This is a genomic window from Bartonella sp. AD328YNZD (assembly GCF_042196425.1).
On record NZ_JBHIQG010000285.1, the window covers coordinates 1 to 3,111 of the forward strand.

The 3,111-nt window shown below is 40.2% G+C and carries 4 protein-coding genes and 1 pseudogene; 4 read left to right on the forward strand and 1 reads right to left on the reverse strand.

Going from position 1 to position 3,111, the window contains the following annotated elements; genetic code table 11:
- From ACFIO3_RS10675 to ACFIO3_RS10690, 4 genes and pseudogenes are all read left to right on the forward strand, one after another.
- A pseudogene (locus tag ACFIO3_RS10675) lies at positions 1-732 on the forward strand (late control protein); the annotation flags it as partial.
- Between the two features lie 301 nt (positions 733-1,033).
- On the forward strand, positions 1,034-1,612 hold the full coding sequence (locus ACFIO3_RS10680; protein ID WP_375704439.1) for an antA/AntB antirepressor family protein: 579 nt from the start codon (positions 1,034-1,036) through the stop codon (positions 1,610-1,612).
- A gap of 251 nt (positions 1,613-1,863) precedes the next feature.
- Positions 1,864-2,592 (forward strand): phage antirepressor KilAC domain-containing protein, encoded by a 729-nt coding sequence (locus tag ACFIO3_RS10685; RefSeq protein WP_375614650.1) that lies wholly within the window; start codon positions 1,864-1,866, stop codon positions 2,590-2,592.
- A complete protein-coding gene (locus ACFIO3_RS10690) occupies positions 2,589-2,867 on the forward strand; it encodes a hypothetical protein (protein WP_375615274.1) in 279 nt (92 codons plus the stop codon). The genes ACFIO3_RS10685 and ACFIO3_RS10690 overlap by 4 nt, the downstream gene beginning before the upstream one ends.
- A 43-nt stretch (positions 2,868-2,910) precedes the next feature.
- Here ACFIO3_RS10690 and ACFIO3_RS10695 read toward each other — a convergent pair.
- Positions 2,911-3,111 (reverse strand): addiction module antidote protein (locus tag ACFIO3_RS10695; RefSeq protein WP_375704440.1); only part of this gene is annotated, 201 nt, incomplete at its 5' end.

Consider the following 3,111-nt stretch of genomic DNA (forward strand, 5'->3'; position numbering starts at 1 on the left):
CTCCCCGTTGTTATTATCCATGAAAAACTCTGTACCTCTTGGGATTTTAAATACAGTGCGCGTGATGAAGCAGGAGCAGCAAACGGCTTAGCAACAGAGGCAGGAGATGATCAAAAAGCCGCCGCTGATGCACGAGAGCCAGAGGAAATTGAAGAAGGCGAAGATGTTATCCATATGGACGAAAATGACGCCCCCAATTTGCCTAAAGCAGAGACGGAAGCCAAAACACCTGAAAATCAAGAGCAAGAAGAAGAGAAAAAAGGCGGTGTTATCGCAAGCTATCATGATATTCGCACTGGTGAAAAAAAAGAAGTCAAAGTTGGTAAAGCACCGTTTCATGAACTCAAATATACCTACCACAATCAATCAGAAGCTGTTGCAGCCATTGCGGCTTATCGCAATAAATCATCTCGTGGGAAATCTTCTTTCTCATGTGATATCGGAGGTGATCCGTTTGTACAAGCAGAAGCAAAGCTTGTTCAGGAGCCCCCTTTCCGCCCCTATATTCCAGCAGAATGGCGCATCAAAAGCGTTAAACACAAACTTGATAAAACGGGTGGTTACACCACAAAAATAGAGTGCGAACTTTTTGATGAAGCCCAAGAAGACACAGCTGGAAACGTTGCAAACACCACACCAGACAAGGACGATACCCTTGACCCAAACGCCCCACCTAACGCATGTGATGAAGGCGAAGGCGTTATCCATATGGATGAGGAAGGCATCAATTAGCAAAAATGCAAAAAATATCGAAAACTGCTTGACAATGTGGCGACAATATGAATAATTGAATCAGGTGCCTAACAAACACCTTGAATCCACAAGCGGGTAGATTGCCGACACAATCTCTTCTCCGCGCATTAAAGACTTTGACTCATTGTATGCTGTAGCATATAAATGGCTTGTCGGGTGTAGCTATGCCATAAAATACCCTTATGGGAAAAGCATAGCGACGGGCTTGTGGCCGTGTTTGTTAGCACCCGGCACTCTTTTCGAGTGTCATTAACAAACGTCTAACCCACAAGGAGTTCACATGAACACTCTTATTCCAATATTAGAACAGGTTATTGATCAAGAAACTGTTCAAACCGTCAATGCGCGTGATTTGCACGCATTTTTGGAGATTACATCAAAGTTTGCAGACTGGATTAAAAATCGCATTAAAGAATGTAATTTTCGAGAAAATATAGACTTTATAGGTTTTTCTAAAAATTTAGAAAAAGGTGGGCGCCCAAGCATAGAATACCACATTACCTTAGACATGGCTAAACACCTTTCCATGATAGAGCGTAATGATAAAGGACATGAAGCGCGTCAATACTTTATCAAATGTGAACGGCTTTTGAAACAAGTAGCAACACCACAAGTTGACTATTCCAAACCCGAAGCATTACTTGGTGTTTTGAATCACTTACAAAGTCAAATTGAGCAGAAAGATCATGTTATTGCAGAATTAGCACCAAAAGCAGAGGCACTTGAGGGTCTAAAACGTTCTGATGGTCTGTTTGGTCTTATCGAAGCAGCAAAGATGTTAGAGGTACGACCAAAGGATTTAGCTGATTACTTTTATAAAAACATTACATTGCCACTTGACAATATTGCGACAATATGAATAATCGAATCAGGTGCCTAAGAAACACCTTGATAGCAAGCGGATTGATTGTCGAAATAATCAGTTTTCCGCACATTAAAAAGCTTTGACTCATTGTATGTTACACGCATATAATGACTTTGTCGGGTGTAGTTACGCTATAAAATACCCTTTTGGGAAAAGCATAACGGCGGACTTGCTACCGTGTTTCTTAACACCCGACACTCTTGTAGAGTGTCAATAAGAAACCTCTAAGTAGCAAGGAGTTCTTTATGAACAATCTCATAGAAACTAAAGAAAGCACTGCTAATAGTGCTACCACTCGGACTATGTCTAGTCGTGAAATTGCTGATTTGTGTAAAAAGCAGCACGCACATATTATGCGTGATATCAAGAAAATGCTTGAAGAACTTAACGGCTCCAAATTTGGATTGGTTGATTTTATCGGTACTTACGTTGATGCAAAAGGTGAAAGCCGCCCTTGTTATAACTTACCTAAGCGTGAATGTTTAATTCTCGTATCTGGTTACAGTACTGCTTTACGTGCTAAAATCATTGACCGTTGGCAAGAATTGGAAAGACAAATAACAACACCACAAGTTGACTATTCCAAACCCGAAGCATTACTTGGTGTTTTGAATCACTTACAAAGTCAAATTGAGCAGAAAGATCATGTTATTGCAGAATTAGCTCCAAAAGCTGAAGCTTTGGAAGGTCTAAAGCGTTCTGATGGTTTGTTTGGTCTTATCGAAGCAGCAAAGATGTTGGAGGTACGACCAAAGGATTTAACGGATTACTTGCGTAAACATGATTGGGTCTATCGACGGGCTCCAGGGGCGCCTCTGTTACCTTATCAGGATAAAATCAAGAAAGGATTCATGGACTGCCCTGCTATCACCATTCAAAGACCAGATGGTACAGAGAAGGTGCTCCCTTCAACAAAAATTACCTCCAGAGGATTAGCATGCTTAAGAGAGCAAATTCATGGAGGTGTGCAATGAATACCAGTGTCGACTTTTTATGTAATTTGTGGATGGCATTATCTCAATTTTCTAGACGTGAGAATATGAGCGATAAAGATTGTACTGCTCTGGTTGATACTATGAGTGTAATAGAAAAGGTTTTGATTTTAAAACTTCAGAATGAGGTTCCAAGTATGCTTAAAATCTTAACAGTTCTAACAGATTTTGGAGCTTCCGAACTGCCACATAGCATGGATTCTTTGTTGAAAGCTTACGAACCAAATTTAGAGAACCCTATTAGAAAAGTTGCTTAAGTAAAATATATGCCCCTTTCCCACTTCAAAGGTGGGGAGGTGGTTAAGATGCTTCTTCTAAAGCTTTCTGCTCCTTACAATTCTTTTGAATAGGTGTTAAACTCATTTGCAAATCTAAAGCACTCAAAACACTAAGAAAAGTAGAAAGGCGTGGATCACCTTTATCGCTTAAAGAACGATAAAGAGACTCTCTTGATAGCCCTGTATTTTGGGCGATTTTACTCATTCCTTGGTTTTTCGCTAT